Raw genomic sequence first — 18,620 nt, forward strand, 5'->3', positions numbered from 1 at the left:
GGTGTCCCCCCGTCGCTCAGCCGCCCGGTCCACCTCCCCGCACTTCTGGGGGATGCACTACCGTGCCGTGCCGTGCCGGAAAACTCCGGCGCGGTATGGCACGTTTTCGTTCGGCGGGAGTCACGGGGGACATGGGCATGAAGATCGACTGGGACCGGCGGCACTGCGCACGGCACGGGCATGTGACGTACGCGCCCGACGAGACGGTGCTGCGGGAGCGGCTGCGCGTCGAGACCAAGTTCGGTGCGGCCTGGCGCTGTCTGCGCTGCGGCGACTTCGTGCTCGGCGACCCGCACGGCTCGGGGCCCGCCGAGAACGCCCCGCTGGTGCCGCGCGGGAAGGTGCTGCGGGACCTGTTCATCCTGCGGTTCCTGGCGATCGAGCGGGCCGTGCGCGGGGTGTTCATCGTGCTGGTCGCCGCCGCGGTGTGGAAGTTCAGCAACAGCCAGGACTCGGTGCGCAAGCTCTTCGACGACTACCTGAACGTCTTCCGCCCGGTCTTCAAGCACTTCCATTACGACCTCGACCACTCGCCGGTCGTCGGCTCCATCCAGAAGACCTTCGGCTACAAGCACTCCACGCTGGTCCTGGTCGCCGTACTGCTGCTGGCGTACGCGCTGATCGAACTCGTCGAGGCCGGCGGGCTCTGGTACGCCAAGCGCTGGGCGGAGTATCTGACGGTGGTCGCGACCGCCGCGTTCCTGCCGCTGGAGATCTACGAACTCACCGAGCACATCAGCTGGTTGAAGATCGCCACCCTCGTCCTCAACATCCTCGCCGTCCTCTACATCGCCCTCGCCAAGCGGCTGTTCGGGCTGCGCGGGGGGCGCAAGGCCTTCGACGAGGAGCGGGAGAGCGCGTCCCTGCTCGAAGTGGAGACGTCCGCCGGGGTCATGGTCTGACGCCCTTGAGACCCTGGTCCAGGCGCGTCAGCTGGGCCGTGGTCAGGGTCAGTTCCGCCGCCTGTGTCGAGTCCCGGACGGACTCGGGGCGACTGGCGCCCGGGATCGGGATCACGGTCGGTGACTTCGCCAACAGCCAGGCCAGACAAACCTGTTGGGGGCTGACCCCGTGCTCGCGGGCCACCGAGTGGAACGCGGTGGAGCCGGTCGCGCCGTCCGGGTCCTGCGGGCCGTCCAGGGAGCTGCGGGAGATACCGCCGAGCGGGCTCCACGGCAGGAAGGCCAGGCCGAGTTCGGCGCAGAGCCGCAGCTCCGGCTCGCTGTCCCGGACGGCGGGCGAGTACTGGTTCTGCACCGACACCAGACGGTCGCCGAGGATCGCGTGGGCCCGGCGGATCAGGCCGGTGTCCGTGTTGGAGATGCCGGCCAGCCGGATCTTGCCCTCGTCGAGCAGTTCGCGCAGGGCACCCACCGACTCCTCGTAGGGCACGTCCGGGTCGGGCTTGTGGAGCTGGTAGAGGCCGATCGCGTCCACGCCGAGCCGCTGCAGGGAGGACTCGGCGGCGGCCTTGAGGTGGCGTGGCGAACCGGTCACCGTCCAGCTGCCGTCCGCCGGTCTGCCGCGCCCGCCCTTGGTGGTGACCAGCACGTCGGACGTGTCGCCGCCGTAACTCGCGAGCGCGCGGGCGATCAGCCGTTCGTTGTGGCCGGGTTCGGCACCGGGGAGGTGGTAGGAGTCCGCCGTGTCCAGCAGGGTCACGCCCGCGTCCAGGGCGGCGTGCACCGTGGCGAGCGCGCGTCGTCCGTCCGGGCGGCCCGGCAGGGACAGCGGCATCGCGCCGAGTCCCACGGCGCTCACCCGCAGGTCGCCAAGTGCGCGGTACCGCATGTCAGTTGTCCTTTCCCAGGGTCTCGGCGACCGCCTGCGGCAGCCACCGCCGTACGTCACCGAAGGCGAAACCGAGCCGCTCCGCACGGGAGTTGGCCATGCCGTAGGCGCGGGCGAAGGAGAAGGGGGAGGTCTCGCCGACCTCTACCGTGCGGAGGACCGTGCTGCCGGAGGGGAGGTGTGCGGAGATCGCCTCGCACAACTCCTGTGTGGTCAGCAGGCCGTGGGAGGCCGCGTTGACCGGGCCGGTGAAGTCCTGGCCGACCGTCCAGTGGAGGAAGTCGGCGATCTCGTCGACGTGGATGTAGGTCGCCGGGTGGTTCGCGGCCGGTACGGCGATCGGCTCGCCCGCGCGGATGCGGTCGGCGTAGTGCTGGAGGCGGCCGGTGAAGTCGTCGGCGCCGCCCAGGACATGGGCCACGCGGACGGCCGCATACGGCAACTCCGGTCCCGGTGCCGCGAAGACCGCCTCCGCCTGGCGCTTGCCCTCGCCGTAGTGCGTGTCGAGGAACTCCGGTGCGTCCCAGGGGAGTTCGAGGTCGACGGGCACGGCGACCGGATCGACGGCCGCCTCGCCCACGAGTTCGGCTGAGTCCTCGTACTCGTACACCTCGACCGTCGACGTCATGACGTAGCGGCCGGTGCGGCCGGTGAAGACGCGGCGGGCGATCGCCGCCTGGCGCGGGGTGTAGCAGACCTGGTCGACGACGACGTCGAAGGTGCGCGGGCCGAGCGCGGTGCGCAGCGCGTCCTCGTCGTCGCGGTCGGCGATCAGGTGCGCCGCTCCGGCGGGCGGCGCGGACGAACCCCGGTTGAGGACCGTGACCCGGTCTCCGGCGGCCAGCAGCCGGGCGATCAGCCGCTTGCCGAAGTAGCGGTTGCCGCCGATGACCAATACCTCTCGCGCCTTTTCCATGACCATAATTCTGCTGGCGCAACCGTATGGACTGAAGGGGAAGACATGGGAGTTCCGGCCGCCGCACCGAAAGAACCACGGCATTCGCGGGCCGGTGCCGATGAAACATCGGCGGCCTTCGACGCCGTGGACCGGCAGATTCTGCAACTCCTCCAGACCGACGGCCGGATCAAGCTCAGCGAGCTGGGGCGACGCGTCCGGCTGAGTCCGGCGGCGGTCACCGAGCGGGTGCGGCGGCTGGAGACCGCGGGCGTGATCAGCGGCTACGGCGCCCAGGTGGTCCCCGGCCGGCTCGGTTACGGCATCCAGGCGTTCATCCGGGTCAATCCGCACGGCGGCTACAACCTGAAGCACCCCAGGACCCTGGAGCTGATCGAGCGCCCCGAGATCACCGAGGTGCACCATGTCGTCGGCGAGGACTGCTGGATCCTCAAGGTCGTCGTCCGGGACACCGTCCACCTGGAGGACGTCCTCGAAGCGGTCTCCGCGCTTGGGCGCACCACGACGTCGATCGTGCTGACCTCCCCGGTGGAGCGGAAACCGCTCCTGCCCTGACCGTTCCTGCCGTGACCGCTCTTGCCCTGACGCCGACGTCAAGGATTACCGTCGGGGGCATGCGAATCGGCGAGCTGGCCGCGCGGGCCGGGACCACGACGCGAACGCTCAGGTACTACGAGTCGCGGGGGCTGCTGCCCGCGCGGCGCGGTGGCAACGGGTACCGGACGTACGACGAGGGGGATCTGAAGCTGCTGCGGCAGATCAGGACCCTGCAGGACTTCGGGTTCGACCTGGAGGAGACGCGGCCCTTCGTGGAGTGTCTGCGGGCCGGGCACCCGGAGGGCGACTCGTGCCCGGCGTCGCTCGCGGTCTACCGGCGCAAGCTGGCCGAACTGGATTCCCTGATCGGGGAGTTGCAGGCGGTGCGGGCGGAGATCGGGGTGCGGCTGGCGACCGTCGAGGAGCCGACGCCGTTGTGCGAACTGGGAGGGTCTGAACTGTGATCGATGTGACGCACGTGACCGATGTGACGGACGAGAACTTCACGGCCGAGGTGATCGGGGCCGAGTTGCCGGTGCTGGTGGAGTTCACCGCGGACTGGTGCCCGCCGTGCCGGCAGATGGCGCCGGTGCTGCGGGCGCTCGCCGCGGAGGAGGGCGAGCGGCTGAAGGTGGTCCAGCTGAACGTGGACCAGAATCCGGAGACCACGAACGCGTACAAGGTTCTCTCGATGCCCACGTTCATGGTCTTCCGGGGCGGTGAGCCGGTGAAGGCCATGGTGGGAGCCAGGCCGAAGCGGCGGCTGCTGGAGGAACTGGCCGACGTGATCTGAACCCGCTGACACGATCCGCAGGCACGAAAAAATCCCCTGAGCAATTGCGCTCGGGGGATTCTTTTGCGTATATTCAATGGTTCGCGACTTCATGGGAATTAGGTCGCAAAGAGGCTCAGTGAGCACAGTATATAGGTCCGGGAGTGGAATTGTCAAACAGCGATGAAATTCACGGTGAGCAGGAATTCATCGACGGTCTGTACACGCGCGTGGACGCGCTGCGCGGCGCCACCGAGGACTCCGTCACGGACGCGCTCGGGCAGGGCAACACACCCATGCAGGCCCGGCTCGAGCGGGACATCCTGGTCGCCGAGCGCTCGGGGCTGCTGGCCGCGCTGAACGCCGTGGACGGCTCGCTCTGCTTCGGCCGGATCGACCTGACCTCCGGAGTCCGGCACCACATCGGCCGCATCGGCATCCGCGCCGACGACGCCGACCTCACCCCGATCCTGATCGACTGGCGGGCCGATGTCGCCCGCCCCTTCTACCTCGCCACCGGCCACACCCCGATGGGTCTGCGCCGCCGCCGGCACCTCACCACCGACGGCCGCCGCGTCACCGCCCTGCACGACGAGATCCTCGACCTCGGGGACGCCACCCGCACCGGCCACGAGGACCCGACCGGCGACGCGGTGCTGCTCGCCGCGCTCAACTCCGCGCGCACCGGCCGGATGAGCGACATCGTCCAGACCATCCAGGCCGAGCAGGACGAGATCATCCGGGCACCCCATCGAGGCGTGCTCGTCGTCGAGGGCGGACCCGGCACCGGCAAGACCGCCGTCGCGCTGCACCGGGCCGCGTATCTCCTGTACGAACACCGGGAGTTGCTCGCCAAGCGCGCCGTCCTCATCGTCGGCCCGAACCCCGCGTTCCTCGGCTACATCGGTGAGGTGCTGCCCTCCCTCGGCGAGACCGGCGTACTGCTGGCGACCGTCGGCGAGCTGTTCCCCGGTGTGAAGGCGACCGCCACCGACAGCCGGGCCGCCGCCGCGGTGAAGGGCCGCGCCGACATGGCCGACGTCCTCGCCAGGGTCGTACGCGACTGGCAGTCGCTCCCCGACCCGGTGATCGCGATCGAGCACGACCGCGAGATCCTCATGCTCGACGACGGACTGGTCCGGATGGCCCGCGACCGCACCCGCGAGGCCGGGCTCCCGCACAACGCGGCCCGCGAGCACTTCGAGGGCCACATCCTCAACACCCTCACGGAGATGGTCGCCGAACGCATCGGCACCGACCCCTTCGACGGCAGCAACCTGCTCGACCCCAGCGACATCACGCAGATCCGCGACGAACTCGCCGAGAACCCCGAAGTCTGGGCCGCCATCGACCAGTTGTGGCCGCGGCTGACCCCGCAGTACCTCGTCGCGGACTTCCTCGCCGACCCCGTCGGCTACGTCTCCGACGACGACGCGGACGCCATCCGCCGCCCGGTGACCCGCGAGTGGACCGTGGCGGACGTACCGCTGCTCGACGAGGCCGCCGAACTCCTCGGCCGCGACGACCGGGTGGTGCGGGCGCGGGCCCAGCGCGAGCGCGAGGAGCAAGTGTCGTTCGCGCAGGGCGTGTTGGACGTGTCCTTCGCCTCCCGGACCTTCGAGTTCGAGGACAAGGAGGAGGGCGACCCCGAGGGCTCCGAGGTGCTGTCCGCGCACGACATCATCGACGCGGAGCGCTTCGCCGAGCGGCACGAGGAGGAGGACCACCGCAGCGCCGCCGAGCGCGCGGCGGCCGACCGGACCTGGGCGTTCGGCCACATCATCGTCGACGAGGCACAGGAACTCTCCCCGATGGCCTGGCGGTTGCTCATGCGGCGCAGCCCCACCCGCTCGATGACCCTGGTCGGCGACCCGGCCCAGACCGCGGAACCGGCGGGCGTCGGCTCCTGGTCGGCGATCCTCGCCCCCTACGTCGAGGACCGCTTCACCCACACCCGCCTCGGCGTCAACTACCGCACCCCCGCCGAGATCATGGACCTCGCGGCAGCCGTCGTCCGCGCCGAGCACCCCGACTTCGAACCGCCGAGTTCGGTACGGTCCACGGGCGTACGGCCCTGGGTGCGCGCCACCGACGACCTCCCCGGCGCCGTGGCCAAGGCCGTCGGCGAACTCACCCCCGCCGAGGGCCGGTTGGCCGTCATCGCCCCGCGCGACCTGCACCGGCGGCTGGCCGCGCGCCTCGACGGAGTGACGGCGGGCGCGGAGCCGGACCTGACGCGGACGGTCGTCCTGCTGGACCCGCGCCAGGCCAAGGGCTTGGAATTCGACTCCGTACTTGTCGTCGAGCCGGGGCGTTACGGCACGAGCGATCTGTACGTGGCGTTGACCCGGGCCACTCAGCGGCTCGGGGTGGTGCACACGGGACCGCTGCCCCGCGCGCTCACCGATGTACCGGAGCTGTCCTAGGCCGGCCGCAGCCACACCGTCGCCAGCGGTGGCAGCGTAAGGCGGATGCTTGCCGAGCGGCCGTGCCACGCGGTGGGTTCGGGCTTTATCGGGTCGGGGTTGGTGACGTCGCTGCCGCCGTAGACCGCGGTGTCGGTGTTGAGGGCTTCGTGCCAGGCGGGGGTGTCGTCGGGGACGCCGAGGCGGTAGTCGTGGCGGACGACGGGGGAGAAGTTGCTGACGGCGAGGAGGGGGGTGCCGTCGGTGTCGTGGCGGAGGAAGGCGAAGACGTTGTCCTCGGCCGCGTCGCCCGTTATCCACTGGAAGCCGGTGGGGTCGGTGTCCAGCTGCCAGAGCGAAGGCGTGTGGCGGTAGACCGTGTTGAGGTCGCGGACCAGGTCGCGTACGCCCCGGTGGTCGGCTTCGGCGCCGTAGGCCGGGTCGAGGAGCCACCAGTCGGGGCCGTGGGTCTCGGACCACTCGGCGCCCTGGGCGAACTCCTGGCCCATGAAGAGGAGTTGCTTGCCCGGGTGGGCCCACATGAAGGCGAGGTAGGCGCGGAGGTTGGCGCGCTGCTGCCACCAGTCGCCGGGCATCTTCGACACCAACGAGCGCTTGCCGTGGACCACTTCGTCGTGCGAGATCGGGAGGACGTAGTTCTCGCTGTACGCGTAGACCATGGAGAACGTCATCTCGCCGTGGTGGTGTCGGCGGTGGACCGGGTCGTGGGTCATGTAGTCGAGCGAGTCGTGCATCCAGCCCATGTTCCACTTGAACCCGAAGCCGAGGCCGCCGGTGTCGGTGGGGCGGGTCACGCCGTCCCAGGCGGTGGATTCCTCGGCGATCGTCACGACGCTGGGCACCCGCCGGTACACGGTCGCGTTCATCTCCTGGAGGAAGGCCACCGCGTCCAGGTTCTCCCGGCCGCCGTGCTCGTTCGGGGTCCACTGACCCGGCTCGCGCGAGTAGTCGAGGTAGAGCATCGAGGCGACCGCGTCCACGCGCAGGCCGTCGATGTGGAACTCCTCGCACCAGTACACGGCGTTCGCCACCAGGAAGTTGCGCACCTCGCGGCGGCCGAAGTCGAACTCCAGCGTGCCCCAGTCGGGGTGCGCGGCGCGGAGCGGGTCCTCGTGCTCGTACAGGGGCCGTCCGTCGAACTCGGCCAACGCCCAGTCGTCGCGCGGGAAGTGGGCCGGGACCCAGTCCATCAGGACGCCGATGCCCGCCTGGTGCAGGGCGTCGACCAGGAACTTGAAGTCGTCGGGGGTGCCGAGGCGGGCCGTCGGGGCGTAGAAGCCGGTGACCTGGTAGCCCCATGAACCACCGAAGGGATGCTCGGCGACCGGCATCAGCTCCACGTGGGTGAAGCCCAAGTCCTTGACGTAGGCGGGGAGTTGCTCGGCGAGCTGACGATATGTCAGGCCCGGGCGCCAGGAGGCGAGATGGATCTCGTAGACGGAGAACGGTGCCTCGTGGGACGGGACTTCGGTGCGCCCGGCTATCCACTCCGCGTCGTCCCACTCGTGGTGCGAGGCCGTCACGATGGAGGACGTGGCGGGCGGGACCTCCGTCCGGCGGGCCATCGGGTCGGCGCGCATGGTCTTGGAACCGTCGGGCCTGGTGATCTCGAACTTGTACAGCTCGCCCTCGCCGATGCCCGGCATGAACAGTTCCCAGACGCCGGTGGCGCCGAGCGAGCGCATCGGGGCGCCCGTGCCGTCCCAGAAGTTGAAGGTGCCTGCCAGCCGTACGCCCCGGGCGTTCGGCGCCCACACCGTGAAGCGGGTGCCGGTAACGCCCTGGTGGGTCATCGGCTCCGCGCCGAGCGCCTGCCACAGCTGCTCGTGCCGGCCCTCGCCGATCAGATGCAGGTCCAGGTCACCGAGCGCGGGCAGGAAACGGTACGCGTCCTCGATGTCCTGCACGGTGCCGTCGTAGGCCACGAGGAGCCGGTACTCCGGTACGTCGGGGAGGGGGAGCAGCCCGGAGAAGAAGCCGTCCCCGTCGTCGTGCAGTTCGGACGTCGAGCCGTCCGTCACGACGGTCACGCCGAGTGCGAACGGCCGGAACACCCGGAACGCGATGCCGCCGGGGACCGGGTGGGCGCCGAGGACGGAGTGCGGGGCGTGGTGGGTGCCGTGGAGGAGGCGGTCGCGGTCCAGGGCATCTAGGGCAGGGGATATGGCGATCTCCGGTGCGGGTGCGGGTGCGGGTGCGGGCGTGGGCGTGGGTACGGGTTCGATTTCGGGCGTGGGTGATGATGCGGATGTGAGCGCGGGCGCGTCCTTCTCCGGCGCAGGCGCAGGCGCAGGCGTGAGTGCGGGCGTCGGCTCGGGGGTGGGCGAGCCGGTGCCCGTGTCGGCCGTCACCGTCTTGCGCGTGGCCTTCTCGGCGGCGCTCGTCTTCTTGGCCGAAGCCTTCTTGCCCCCGGCCTTCTTCAGCGCGTTCTTCTTCGCTGAGCTCTTCTTCCCGGCACCGGCACCCTTCTTGGCCGTCGCCTTCTTCGCGGCGGCCTTCTTCTTCGGATCCGGACCGTTGGACGACGGGGTGCGCGGGGTCACGGCGGGGCCTCCTGGGCGGGGTGGGTCAGGTGGTCGGGTTGGCGAGGCGGCGTACGGCGGAGAGCGGGACCGGGAGCCAGTCGGGGCGGTGCCGGGCCTCGTAGACGACCTCGTAGACCGCCTTGTCCGTCTCGTACGCGCGCAGCAGGACGGGGTCGGTGCGCGGGTCCGCACCGGCGATCTCCGCGTACCCGGAGCAGTACGCGGCCCGGCACCGCGCCGCCCAGCCCGGGGCCGGCGGGTCGGCGGAGTGGGCCGCGTAGTCGAAGGACCGCAGCATCCCCGCGATGTCCCGCACCGGCGGCTGGGGCAGTCGGCGTTCCGCCAGTGGCCGGGAGGGCTCGCCCTCGAAGTCGATCAGCGACCACTCCCCGGACGGCGAGCGCAGGCACTGGCCGAGGTGCAGGTCGCCGTGGATGCGCTGGGCGGTCCAGGTGTGTCCCTCGGCCGCGAGATCGGCCAGTGCCGAGAACGCCGTACGCAGTCCGGGTACGTACGGCCGGAGCACGGGGACGGCCTGTGCCGCCGCGTCGAGCCGCTCGGTCATGCCCGTCACCAGCAGGTCCAGCTGGACGCGGCCCAGGGTCGTGGTGGGCAGTGCCCGGGCCAGCGCCACATGGACCTCGGCCGTGGCCCGCCCCAGCGCCCGTGCCTCCGCGCCGAAGTCCTCGCCCTTGCGCAGCTCGCGCAGCGCCAGTTCCCAGCCGTCGGTCGCGCCCCGTACGAACGGCTGGAGCACCCCGAGGACGTACGGCTCCTCGGCGAACTCCGCGCGCAGCCACGCCGTCGGCGCGGGCACCCGGGGGCAGCCCTCCAGGGCGAGGGCGAGCGGGAGTTCCAGGTCGGGGTTGGTGCCGGGGACGATCCGGCGCAGCAGCTTCAGGATGAACCGGTCGCCGTAGACGACGGACGAGTTGGACTGCTCGGCGGTCATCAGGCGGGGTGCGAGACCGGCCGCGATCTCCTGGCCCGGGTCCCGTTCGAAGCGCAGCCCGCCGATGTGGGCCTGGGTGCGCAGGGCTTCCAGGAGCACCTCGGCGGGCCGGGGGTCGTGCAGGGCCTCGTACACCGTGCGTCCGGCGAGCGGGCCCTCCTCCACATGTCCGATCAGCGCGGGCGCGAGCCGGGGCGGCAGCGCCTCGCGCACGCCTATGAGGAGCTGGTAGCACTCGCCGGGCGCGGGTGCCTGATGGGCACGGACCAGCAGGTGGTACAGGCCGAGCGGGCCGTCCACCGGCAGCAGTTCGGTGGCGGCCACCAGCGAGAAACCGGTGACGGGACGGCCTTTGCCCGCGAACCACCGCTGCCTCGGCAGCCACTCCCGCAGGAGGGGGTCGAGGGACGCGAGGAGGCCGGGACCGGGACTGGTCCGGCCGGAAAGTGTGACAGTTTCCGCCATGGCGTCACGTTCCTTTCCCCGGGGTGGTCGGGGTGTCACTGTTGCGTGCCCCGGGCGGGGCGGGGGAAACCGGATCCACCCCGCCCCACGGGGTGACTAGGCGGCTTCCTTGCGGAGCCGGAACCAGTAGAAGCCGTGCCCCGCCAAGGTCAGCAAGTACGGCAGCTCTCCTACGGCCGGAAAGCGCACCCCGCCGAACAGTTCGACCGGATGCCTTCCATTGAACGCCCGCAGGTCGAGTTCCGTCGGCTGCGCGAACCGGGAGAAGTTGTTCACGCACAGGACGAGGTCGTCCTCGTACTCGCGCAGGAAGGCGATCACCGCGGGGTTCGACGACGGCAGTTCCCGGTACGAGCCGAGGCCGAACGCCAGGTTCTGCTTGCGGATCTCGATCATGCGGCGGGTCCAGTGCAGCAGCGAGGAGGGCGACGACATCGACGCCTCGACGTTGGTGACCTGGTAGCCGTAGACGGGGTCCATGATGGTCGGCAGCGACAGCCGGCCGGGGTCACAGGACGAAAAACCTGCGTTGCGATCAGGTGTCCACTGCATGGGGGTGCGGACGGCGTCGCGGTCGCCGAGCCAGATGTTGTCGCCCATGCCGATCTCGTCGCCGTAGTAGAGGATCGGTGAGCCGGGCAGCGACAGCAGCAGGGCCGTGAACAGTTCGATCTGGTTGCGGTCGTTGTCCAGGAGCGGGGCCAGACGCCGTCGGATGCCGATGTTGGCGCGCATGCGCGGGTCCTTGGCGTACTCGGCCCACATGTAGTCGCGTTCCTCGTCGGTGACCATCTCCAGGGTCAGCTCGTCGTGGTTGCGCAGGAAGATGCCCCACTGGCAGCCGGACGGGATCGCGGGCGTCTTCGCGAGGATCTCCGAGACCGGATACCTCGACTCCCGGCGGACCGCCATGAAGATGCGGGGCATGACCGGGAAGTGGAAGGCCATGTGGGCTTCGTCGCCGCCGCTCTGGAAGTCGCCGAAGTAGTCGACGACGTCCTCGGGCCACTGGTTCGCCTCCGCGAGCACCACCGTGTCGGGGTACTGGGCGTCGATCTCCTTCCGCACCCGCTTCAGGAACTCGTGGGTTGCCGGAAGGTTTTCGCAGTTGGTGCCCTCGGCCGCGAAGAGGTACGGCACGGCGTCGAGGCGGAAGCCGTCGATGCCCAGGTCCAGCCAGAACTTCAGCGCCGAGATGATCTCTTCCTGCACGGCCGGGTTCTCGTAGTTGAGGTCCGGCTGGTGGGAGAAGAAGCGGTGCCAGAAGTACTGCTTGCGGACCGGGTCGAAGGTCCAGTTCGACGCCTCGGTGTCGACGAAGATGATGCGGGCGTCGGGGTACTGCTTGTCGTCGTCGGCCCACATGTAGTAGTCGCCGTACGGGCCTTCGGGGTCTTTTCTGGACTCCTGGAACCACGGGTGCTGGTCACTGGTGTGGTTCATGACGAAGTCGATGATGACCCGCATGCCCCGCTGGTGCGCGGAGTCCACGAAGTCCACGAAGTCCGCGAGGTCCCCGAACTCGGGGAGGACGGCGGTGTAGTCGGAGACGTCGTAACCGCCGTCGCGGAGGGGGGACTTGAAGAACGGCGGGAGCCAGAGGCAGTCGATGCCGAGCCACTGGAGGTAGTCGAGTTTGGCGGTGATGCCCTTGAGGTCACCGATGCCGTCGCCGTTGCTGTCCTGGAAGGAGCGGACCAGGACCTCGTAGAAGACGGCGCGTTTGAACCACTCGGGGTCCCGGTCCTTGGCGGGAGTGTCCTCGAAGGTGTCCGGGACGGGCTCGTTGACGATCATATTGTGGGTGACCCTCCGATCTGCGGGGACGGTCGCAGGACGGTGAGGATGTGTGCGGGCCGGTTGCCCGGTTCCAGGCGCACATAGTTGGCCCTGCCCCAGTGATAGGTCTCACCGGTGAGCTCGTCGCGCACCGGCACCGACTCGTGCCATTCCAGGCCGAGTTGCGGCATGTCCAACGAGACCGTGGCTTCCTGGGTGTGGTGGGGGTCCAGGTTCACAACCACCAGAACCGTGTTCGAACCACTCCGTTTCGAGTAGGCGATCACCGCCTCCTGGTCCGTGTGATGGAAGTGGAGGTCGCGCAACTGCCGCAACGCCGGGCTGCGGCGCCGGACATCGTTCAGTTTGCCCAGCAATGGCGCGATGCTACGTCCTTCCCGCTCGGCCGACGCCCAGTCGCGCGGCCGGAGTTGGTACTTCTCGGAGTTCAGATACTCCTCGCTGCCGGGCCGTAGCGGAGTGTTCTCGCACAACTCATACCCGCTGTACACCCCCCACGTCGGCGCGAGGGTCGCCGCGAGCACCGCCCGCAGTTCGAAGGCGGGCCGGCCGCCGTGCTGGAGGAACTCGTGGAGGATGTCGGGGGTGTTGACGAAGAAGTTGGGCCGCATGTAGGCGGCCGCCTCGCCCGACAGCTCGCTCAGGTACTCGGTGAGTTCCTGTTTGGTGTTGCGCCAGGTGAAGTAGGTGTACGACTGCTGGAAGCCGACCTGGGCGAGGGTGGCCATCATCGCGGGGCGGGTGAACGCCTCGGCCAGGAAGATCACGTCCGGGTCGGTGGCGTTGATGTCCGAGATGACCCGCTCCCAGAACACCACCGGCTTGGTGTGCGGGTTGTCCACGCGGAAGATCCGCACGCCGTGGTCCATCCAGTGCCGCAGCACCCGCACGGTCTCCGCGACCAGGCCGTCCAGGTCCCGGTCGAAGGCGATCGGGTAGATGTCCTGGTACTTCTTCGGCGGGTTCTCCGCGTACGCGATGGTGCCGTCGGGGCGGTGGTGGAACCACTCTGGGTGCTTGTCCACCCACGGGTGGTCCGGCGAGCACTGCAACGCGAAGTCCAGCGCGATCTCCAGGCCCAGCTCACCGGCGCGCGCGACGAACGCGTCGAAGTCCTCCAGCGTGCCCAGCCGGGGATGGATCGCGTCGTGGCCGCCCTCGGGGGAGCCGATCGCCCAGGGCACACCGACGTCCTCGGGCCCGGCGGACAGCGTGTTGTTCGGCCCCTTGCGGAAGGTCGCCCCGATGGGATGGATCGGCGGCAGGTATACGACGTCGAAGCCCATCGCCGCGATGCCCGCGAGCCGTTTCGCCGCCGTACGGAAGGTGCCGTGCGGCTCGGCGGCCGTGCCCTCGGAGCGGGGAAAGAACTCGTACCAGGAGCCGTAGAGCGCACGCTCCCGCTCCACCAGCAGCGCGCGCGGCTCGGAGGCCGTGATCAACTCCCGCAGCGGATAGCGGGCGAGAACCTGGTCCACCTCCGGCGTCAGCGCGGCGGCGAGGCGTGCCGCGGCCGGGCGGGTCTCGTCGCGGAGCGCGGTGACGGCGGTGCGGAGGACGGGCCGGAGGCCCCTGCCCTTCGGTACCCCGGCGATGGCGCGTTCGTGGAGCCGCGCGCCCTCCTCCAGGACCAGGTCCGTGTCCATCCCGGCCGGGATCTTGATCCCCGCGTGGTGGCGCCAGGTGGCGACCGGATCGCTCCAGGCCTCCACGACGTACGACCAGTGGCCCGGCGCGTCCGGTGTGACGGTGGCGCCCCAGCGGTCGGTGCCCGGGGCGAGCTCCCGCATCGGGGTCCACGGACCGGGACGGCCGTCCGGATCGCGGAGGACGACATTGGCGGCGACCGCGTCATGGCCTTCGCGGAAGACGGTGGCCGAGACCTCGAACGTCTCACCGGTGACCGCTTTGGCGGCCCGGTGGCCGTGCTGGACGACCGGCCGGACATCGAGGACGGGGATGCGTCCGATGCCGGGGGACGTGCCGACCGCGGAGGGTGGCTCCGGGGCGGGCGGTGCCGTGCCGGCGGGGCGCACGGGGGGCGTGGCCGTGCCGGTTGTCGGGGGTGCTGACGAGTGGTGCGTGGCGGGCATGACCGCTCCTGTCCGCGTCAACGTGGGTGTGGGCGGATGGATGTGGGGAGGTGGGTCCTGCGAAGGAGATCCCGTGGTGCGTCTGGGGGTGTACCGGTGGAGCCTTCCCACCCTATTCGGGTTAGCAATCCGGCAGGTTGCCAACTACTTACGCGCAGGTCTCCACAGAAGATCCGGCCCCGTCCTGGACGAACGGGGCCGGAGCCGTCACTCCCGCGCTACGACCGCGGTACCTGCAGAAGTTTGTCCGGCGAACCGAGCCCTTCACCGGACACCTTGCCGGAAACCGCTCCCGCGACGAGCGCCTTGGACACCTGTGCGGGTGTGGCGCGCGGGTGAGTGCCCAGATAGACCGCCGCCGCGCCGGCCGCGTGCGGCGACGCCATCGACGTACCGGAGAAGGTCGCCTTCGCCGTGTCGCTCGTGTCCGTCGCGGAGGTGATCGCGACGCCCGGGGCGAACAGGTCGACGGCCGGGCCGTAGTTCGAGAAGGCCGCCCGGGCGTCGGTGCGGTCGGTGGCGCCGACCGTGATCGCCTCTTTCACGTCGGCGGGGGAGTACAGACCGGCCGACAGCCCGTCGTTGCCCGCCGCCACCGTGTAGGTGACTCCGGAGGCGATCGAGTTGCGTACGGCGGCGTCGAGCTGGGCGTTGTAGTAGCCGCCCAGGCTGAGATTGGCCACCGCCGGTTTGTGCGCGTGCCGCGTGACCCAGTCGATCCCCGCGATGACCTGCGAGGTCGTACCGGCTCCCGCGTTGTCCAGGACGCGGACGGCGACCACCTTGGCCTTCTTGGCGACGCCGTACGTGGAGCCGACGATCGTGCCGGCCACATGGGTGCCGTGGCCGTTGCCGTCCTGGGCGGTGGTGTCGTCGTCGACGAAGTCCCAGCCGTAGCTCGCCCGGCCGCCGAAGTCCTTGTGGGTGATGCGGATGCCGGTGTCGATCACGTACACCGTCACCCCGCTGCCCCCGGAGTCCGGCGAGGTGTAGCTCTTGTCGAGCGGCAGGCTCGGCTGGTCGAGGCGGTCCAGGCCCCAGGACGGCGGGTTGCGCTCGACGCGGCTGCTGCTCTCCAGGGTCACCCGGGTGTCCTGGGCGACCGAGGCGACCCGCGGGTCCGCCGCGAGGAGTCTCGCCTGTCTCTCGTTCGCCTCGACGGCGTAGCCGTTCAGGGCCGTGCCGTAGGTGTGGCTTATTTTCGCCCCGTACTTCTCGGCGAGCCCCTTGCCCGCTGCCGACGGAGCCTTCGTTCCCCCCTTGAGTGTCACCAGGTAACTGCCACTGACGGTGCCGGGTGCGCCGGCGCCGAGTATGGTCCCCTCCGGTGCGGCGTGCGCGGGCAGGGTGATGGCCGAAAACACCACGGCTGTGGCGACCGCGGTCAGTCCCCCCGCCCGGCGCAGACGCCGCGTACGCGTCCGTGCCATGGTCGAGTTCCCCTCCTTCAACTCTCCACTGGGCAGCCTCTCGTGCGGTGCGAAGCACCACAAGGGCGCATGAGGGGGCCTTTTCGGCCCAGGTCGGCATCATCCAGCTCGTCCGGCATTCCAGGACGACGTCCACACGGTCACCGGTACCGTCTTCAGAGACGACGACGCACATTGCCGTGTGTCATCCAGCGAACGCGCAAGGTGGAGCTGTGAAGGCGATCCGTCGATTCACCGTCCGTCCCGTTCTCCCCGAACCCCTACGGCCGCTCAGCGATCTCGCGCGCAACCTGCGCTGGTCCTGGCACGCGGAAACCCGCGATCTCTTCCAGTCCGTCGATCCCGAGCGCTGGACCGCCTCGGAAGGCGATCCCGTACGACTGCTCGGCAGCGTGTCCGCCGAGCGGCTCGCGGAGCTGGCCGAAGACCACCGCTTCCTGCGCCGGCTCACCGAGGTGGCCGGCGATCTCGCCGACTATGTGGGCGGCGACCGCTGGTACCAGGCCCAGTCCGGTGAACTGCCCGCCGCCGTCGCCTACTTCTCACCCGAGTTCGGGGTCACGGCCGCCCTGCCGCAGTACTCCGGCGGCCTCGGCATCCTCGCCGGCGACCATCTCAAGTCGGCCAGCGACCTCGGCGTACCGCTCATCGGCGTCGGACTCCTCTACCGGCACGGCTACTTCCGCCAGTCCCTGTCCCGGGACGGCTGGCAGCAGGAGACCTATCCGGTCCTCGACCCCAACGAACTCCCGGTGGCACTGCTGCGTGAGGACGACGGTTCCCCGGCCCAGGTCTCCATCGCCCTGCCCGGCGGCCGCTCGCTGCGCGCCCGGATCTGGCTCGCGCAGGTCGGCCGGGTGCCGCTGCTTATGCTCGACTCGGACGTCGAGGAGAACGACATCGCCGCGCGGGGCGTGACCGACGTCCTCTACGGCGGCGGCAGCGAACACCGGCTGCTCCAGGAGATGTTGCTCGGCATAGGGGGTGTGCGCGCGGTACGGACGTACTGCCGTCTCACCGGTCACCCCGAGCCCGAGGTGTTCCACACCAACGAGGGGCACGCGGGCTTCCTCGGCCTGGAGCGGATCGCCGAACTCTGCGACGCCGGGCTGGACTTCGACGCGGGCCTGGAGGCGGTGCGGGCCGGCACGGTCTTCACCACGCACACCCCCGTCCCGGCCGGAATCGACCGGTTCGACCGGGAGTTGGTCGCCACCCACTTCGGGCCGGACGCCGAACTCCCGCGCATGGACGTCGGAAACATCCTCCGGCTCGGCATGGAGACCTACCCGGGCGGCGAACCCAACCTCTTCAACATGGCCGTGATGGGCCTGCGCCTGGGCCAACGCGCCAACGGCGTCTCGCTGTTGCACGGCTCGGTCAGCCGCGAGATGTTCTCGGGCCTGTGGCCGGGCTTCGACGCCGAGGAGGTGCCGATCACCTCCGTGACCAACGGCGTGCACGCGCCGACCTGGGTCGCCCCCGAGGTGTTCCGGCTCGGCGCCCGGCAGATCGGCGCCCAGCGCACCGAGGACGCGTTGACGGTGGGCGGCTCGGACCGCTGGGACGCGGTCGCGGAGATCCCGGACCAGGACATCTGGGAGCTCCGGCGCGATCTGCGCGAGCAACTGGTCGTGGAGGTACGGGAGCGGCTGCGCGCCTCCTGGCGTCAACGCGGCGCGGGATCCGCCGAGTTGGGCTGGATCGACGGCGTGCTCGACCCCGACGTCCTCACCATCGGCTTCGCGCGCCGCGTCCCGTCGTACAAGCGCCTGACGCTGATGCTGCGGGACCGCGACCGGCTGATGGACCTCCTCCTGCACCCGGACCACCCGATCCAGATCGTGGTGGCGGGCAAGGCGCACCCGGCGGACGACGGCGGCAAGCGGCTCGTGCAGGAACTGGTCAAGTTCGCGGACGACCCGCGCGTCCGCCACCGCATCGTGTTCCTCCCCGACTACGGCATGGCGATGGCGCAGAAGCTGTACCCCGGCTGCGACATCTGGCTCAACAACCCGCTCCGCCCGCTGGAGGCCTGCGGCACGAGCGGAATGAAGGCGGCCCTGAATGGCTGCCTCAACCTCTCGGTCCTGGACGGCTGGTGGGACGAGTGGTTCCAGCCCGACTTCGGCTGGGCCATCCCCACGGCCGACGGCACCGGCACGGACCCCGACCACCGCGACGACGTGGAGGCCGCGGCGCTGTACGACCTCCTGGAGCAGCGTGTCACCCCGCGCTTCTACGAACGCGGCCAGGACGGGCTGCCCGACCGCTGGATCGAAATGGTCCGCCAGACGCTGACGCTGCTCGGCCCGAAGGTGCTGGCCGGCCGGATGGTCCGCGAGTACGTGGAGCGGCTGTACGCCCCGGCCGCGCACGCGCATCGCGCGATGACGCCGGACGCGGCGCGCGAACTCGCCTCCTGGAAGGGGCGGGTGCGGGCGGCTTGGCACGGGGTGACGGTCGACCACGTGGAGACGTCCGCGGCTACGGCCACTGCGGAACTCGGTACGACGCTGAATCTGCGGGTGCGGGTTGGCCTGGGCGGCCTGGCCCCGGACGACGTCGAAGTGCAGGCGGTTTCGGGGCGGGTGGATCCGGAGGACCGGATCGGGGACGGGGTGGCTGTGCCGCTCAAGCCGGTGGGGGGACCGGACTCGGAAGGGCACTGGTTGTTCGAGGGGCCGCTTTCCCTTGATCGGACCGGGCCTTATGGGTACACCGTTCGGATTCTGCCCGCGCATCGACTGCTGGCGTCCAGTGCGGAGTTGGGGCTGGTGGCGGTGCCTTCGGAGGATGGGGTTGAAGGGGCCGGTGTGCTGATGAGGTAGTCCGTCTGCGGGGCCGTCGTGGCTGGTCGCGCAGTTCCCCGCGCCCCTGTAGGGCGCGGGTGCGCACCGGAGTTTTGACGGA

Annotated in this window: 13 protein-coding genes; 6 read left to right on the plus strand and 7 right to left on the minus strand. The window is 70.2% G+C overall.

Annotated features, from left to right (window positions below; all coding sequences use genetic code 11):
- Nucleotides 1-137: 137 nt before the first annotated feature.
- On the plus strand, nucleotides 138-902 hold the full coding sequence (locus JHN45_RS35190) for a DUF2127 domain-containing protein (RefSeq protein ID WP_200715368.1): 765 nt from the start codon (nucleotides 138-140) through the stop codon (nucleotides 900-902).
- Here the strand turns inward: JHN45_RS35190 and JHN45_RS35195 are convergent.
- Both JHN45_RS35195 and JHN45_RS35200 read right to left on the minus strand, forming a co-directional pair.
- A complete protein-coding gene (locus tag JHN45_RS35195) occupies nucleotides 892-1,791 on the minus strand; it encodes an aldo/keto reductase (RefSeq protein ID WP_201053286.1) in 900 nt (299 codons plus the stop codon). The genes JHN45_RS35190 and JHN45_RS35195 overlap by 11 nt on opposite strands.
- 1 nt (nucleotide 1,792) lies before the next feature.
- Entirely contained in the window at nucleotides 1,793-2,707 is a 915-nt protein-coding gene (locus tag JHN45_RS35200) for an NAD-dependent epimerase/dehydratase family protein (RefSeq protein ID WP_374195659.1), read from the minus strand.
- Between the two features lie 45 nt (nucleotides 2,708-2,752).
- Between JHN45_RS35200 and JHN45_RS35205 the strand changes: the two genes are divergently transcribed.
- The 4 genes from JHN45_RS35205 to JHN45_RS35220 all read left to right on the plus strand — a co-directional run bounded on the left by JHN45_RS35205 (nucleotide 2,753) and on the right by JHN45_RS35220 (nucleotide 6,442).
- Nucleotides 2,753-3,262 (plus strand): Lrp/AsnC family transcriptional regulator, encoded by a 510-nt coding sequence (locus JHN45_RS35205; protein ID WP_201053290.1) that lies wholly within the window; start codon nucleotides 2,753-2,755, stop codon nucleotides 3,260-3,262.
- A 59-nt stretch (nucleotides 3,263-3,321) separates the two neighbouring features.
- Nucleotides 3,322-3,708, plus strand: a complete 387-nt coding sequence (locus JHN45_RS35210) for a MerR family transcriptional regulator (protein WP_093629193.1) — start codon at nucleotides 3,322-3,324, stop codon at nucleotides 3,706-3,708.
- Nucleotides 3,709-3,722: 14 nt separating this feature from the next.
- Entirely contained in the window at nucleotides 3,723-4,037 is a 315-nt protein-coding gene (trxA, locus tag JHN45_RS35215) for a thioredoxin (protein WP_200715360.1), read from the plus strand.
- 149 nt (nucleotides 4,038-4,186) lie between these two features.
- Nucleotides 4,187-6,442 (plus strand): UvrD-helicase domain-containing protein, encoded by a 2,256-nt coding sequence (locus JHN45_RS35220; protein WP_236584453.1) that lies wholly within the window; start codon nucleotides 4,187-4,189, stop codon nucleotides 6,440-6,442.
- Here JHN45_RS35220 and glgB read toward each other — a convergent pair.
- From glgB to JHN45_RS35245, 5 genes are all read right to left on the minus strand, one after another.
- Nucleotides 6,439-8,985 (minus strand): 1,4-alpha-glucan branching enzyme, encoded by a 2,547-nt coding sequence (gene glgB, locus JHN45_RS35225; RefSeq protein ID WP_201053299.1) that lies wholly within the window; start codon nucleotides 8,983-8,985, stop codon nucleotides 6,439-6,441. The two genes, JHN45_RS35220 and glgB, sit on opposite strands and share 4 nt — an antisense overlap.
- 25 nt (nucleotides 8,986-9,010) lie before the next feature.
- Nucleotides 9,011-10,384 carry a phosphotransferase gene (locus tag JHN45_RS35230; RefSeq protein ID WP_201053306.1) on the minus strand — a complete coding sequence of 458 codons (1,374 nt, stop codon included), beginning with the start codon at nucleotides 10,382-10,384 and terminating at the stop codon, nucleotides 9,011-9,013.
- Nucleotides 10,385-10,480: 96 nt separating this feature from the next.
- Entirely contained in the window at nucleotides 10,481-12,181 is a 1,701-nt protein-coding gene (gene treS, locus JHN45_RS35235; RefSeq protein ID WP_200716724.1) for a maltose alpha-D-glucosyltransferase, read from the minus strand.
- Entirely contained in the window at nucleotides 12,178-14,277 is a 2,100-nt protein-coding gene (locus JHN45_RS35240) for an alpha-1,4-glucan--maltose-1-phosphate maltosyltransferase (RefSeq protein ID WP_201053307.1), read from the minus strand. The genes treS and JHN45_RS35240 overlap by 4 nt, the downstream gene beginning before the upstream one ends.
- Nucleotides 14,278-14,495: 218 nt before the next feature.
- Nucleotides 14,496-15,707 (minus strand): S8 family peptidase, encoded by a 1,212-nt coding sequence (locus JHN45_RS35245; RefSeq protein WP_200712355.1) that lies wholly within the window; start codon nucleotides 15,705-15,707, stop codon nucleotides 14,496-14,498.
- A 212-nt stretch (nucleotides 15,708-15,919) separates the two neighbouring features.
- Here JHN45_RS35245 and JHN45_RS35250 point away from each other — a divergent pair, with 212 nt between their 5' ends.
- Nucleotides 15,920-18,538, plus strand: coding sequence for a glycosyltransferase family 1 protein (locus tag JHN45_RS35250; protein WP_201053310.1), 2,619 nt, complete (start codon nucleotides 15,920-15,922; stop codon nucleotides 18,536-18,538).
- Nucleotides 18,539-18,620: the final 82 nt, after the last annotated feature.

This window comes from Streptomyces sp. MBT53 (genome assembly GCF_016654115.1).
Lineage (GTDB): Bacteria > Actinomycetota > Actinomycetes > Streptomycetales > Streptomycetaceae > Streptomyces.

Bases quoted from the DNA above. Each gene is read 5' to 3' on its own strand.
- treS (WP_200716724.1), bottom strand. From the start codon at position 12,181: ATGATCGTCAACGAGCCCGTCCCGGACACCTTCGAGGACACTCCCGCC.
- JHN45_RS35200 (WP_374195659.1), bottom strand. From the start codon at position 2,707: ATGGAAAAGGCGCGAGAGGTATTGGTCATCGGCGGCAACCGCTACTTC.
- JHN45_RS35240 (WP_201053307.1), bottom strand. From the start codon at position 14,277: ATGCCCGCCACGCACCACTCGTCAGCACCCCCGACAACCGGCACGGCC.
- JHN45_RS35205 (WP_201053290.1), top strand. From the start codon at position 2,753: ATGGGAGTTCCGGCCGCCGCACCGAAAGAACCACGGCATTCGCGGGCC.
- JHN45_RS35190 (WP_200715368.1), top strand. From the start codon at position 138: ATGAAGATCGACTGGGACCGGCGGCACTGCGCACGGCACGGGCATGTG.
- JHN45_RS35230 (WP_201053306.1), bottom strand. From the start codon at position 10,384: ATGGCGGAAACTGTCACACTTTCCGGCCGGACCAGTCCCGGTCCCGGC.
- JHN45_RS35195 (WP_201053286.1), bottom strand. From the start codon at position 1,791: ATGCGGTACCGCGCACTTGGCGACCTGCGGGTGAGCGCCGTGGGACTC.
- JHN45_RS35245 (WP_200712355.1), bottom strand. From the start codon at position 15,707: ATGGCACGGACGCGTACGCGGCGTCTGCGCCGGGCGGGGGGACTGACC.
- JHN45_RS35210 (WP_093629193.1), top strand. From the start codon at position 3,322: ATGCGAATCGGCGAGCTGGCCGCGCGGGCCGGGACCACGACGCGAACG.